The 1,333-nt window shown below is 49.7% G+C and carries 2 protein-coding genes; both read right to left on the reverse strand.

Annotated features, from left to right (window positions below; genetic code table 11):
• Positions 1–134: 134 nt before the first annotated feature.
• A complete protein-coding gene (locus CLV98_RS23235) occupies positions 135–614 on the reverse strand; it encodes a hypothetical protein (RefSeq protein ID WP_109678525.1) in 480 nt (159 codons plus the stop codon).
• Positions 615–625: 11 nt separating this feature from the next.
• A partial coding sequence (locus tag CLV98_RS23240; RefSeq protein WP_146202359.1) for a S49 family peptidase occupies positions 626–1,333 on the reverse strand: 708 nt, incomplete at its 5' end.

The raw sequence follows: 1,333 nt of genomic DNA on the forward strand, positions 1-1,333 counted from the left end.
CCAAAGATTTTTTCATAATCCTTTTTGTCTTTGGTGAGATTTTCGGACAATGCCGACACATCAACAACACCTGCCATAGCTAATAGATAATTTAAATGTGATTCTTGAATTAATAATTTGCTGTTAGTTAGCGTTTAGCAATCTTCCATCAGCTTGGGGTATTTCTGGCGAAGCCCTGCATAAGGATCCTTGCCTTCTTCCACTTCTACTGCAGCTTCAGCACCAGCAGAATCGGCTCCAGGCTTACCCCCAGCAAGAGCGGCCTGGTAGGCGTCCCACTTATCGGCTTTGCCCTTTAGGACCTTGTTCTCAGCTTTGGCCTCCTTCGCTGAAGTTGCCATAGCCAAAAGGCCATTGTAATCGTCCAGAGCTAGGCGAACGCTACCTACGGCATCGGCTTGCTTATCGTCGTCCTTTCCAGCTTCCTTCTTTTGGGTGGATCCGGACTTTTTGTCCTTGTCGTCTTTTTCTTCTTCGTCCGACTCTTCCTCACCATCGGATTCCTCCTTTTTATCCGGTGATTTCTTAGCGGCTCCTTTTGGAGTAGGCTCATCCGATTCATCCTCCAGATCAGACGCCAATAGGGCCTTGAGGGATTTCCATGCGTGTTTCATATATAGAAAAGTTAATAGTTGCTTTGTAATTTGACTAGCCGGGCGATGGCATCACCCATATAGCCAATCGAGTCGGCCATGCCATTTTTAACGGCTTGTTTTCCGTTGTACATTCCACCTTTTGTTAGCTCCTTGGTCATCCCAGGACGAGCCGTAACGACTTGTTTAATAAAGGCATCCTTAATGGGTGCCATCTCGGCTTGTACGGTAGCTTTGATTTCTTCTGTAAGGGGCTCGGAAGAGTTAAAAAGGGCCTTTTCCTCTGATCCCTGGGAGCGGATAATGGTTACTTTGAAGCCGGCTTTCTCATAGGCCTGGGTCATATCTACGTGCATGGCTATAATGCCAATGGATCCGACCTCGGAGGCAGCAGCGCTTTCCATTACGATCTCGTCGCACTGACTGATGGCCCAGTAAGCGGCACTGGCGGCCATGCCCGTCACATAGCCCACAACGGGTTTAGTGCGCTGACGAATGGTCTCGGCCAGAAGCTCAGTACCATCCACAGCACCACCACCCGAATTGGTTTCCAGGATCACCCCGGCCACATTAGGATCGGTATAGGCCTCCAACAGCCAAGAAGAAATATGAGAAGTGCCCCAGGAGCAGTAATCTCCATTACGCGACATAGCACCCTGAAGGGGAATGATCACGACGCGGCCTGCCTTGGATTCGACTTTGTCCAGGCGTTGGTAGGCACTACGCGAACCGCCATCATC

It is taken from the genome of Dyadobacter jejuensis (assembly GCF_003149085.1).
GTDB classification, from domain to species: Bacteria; Bacteroidota; Bacteroidia; order Cytophagales; family Spirosomataceae; genus Dyadobacter; species Dyadobacter jejuensis.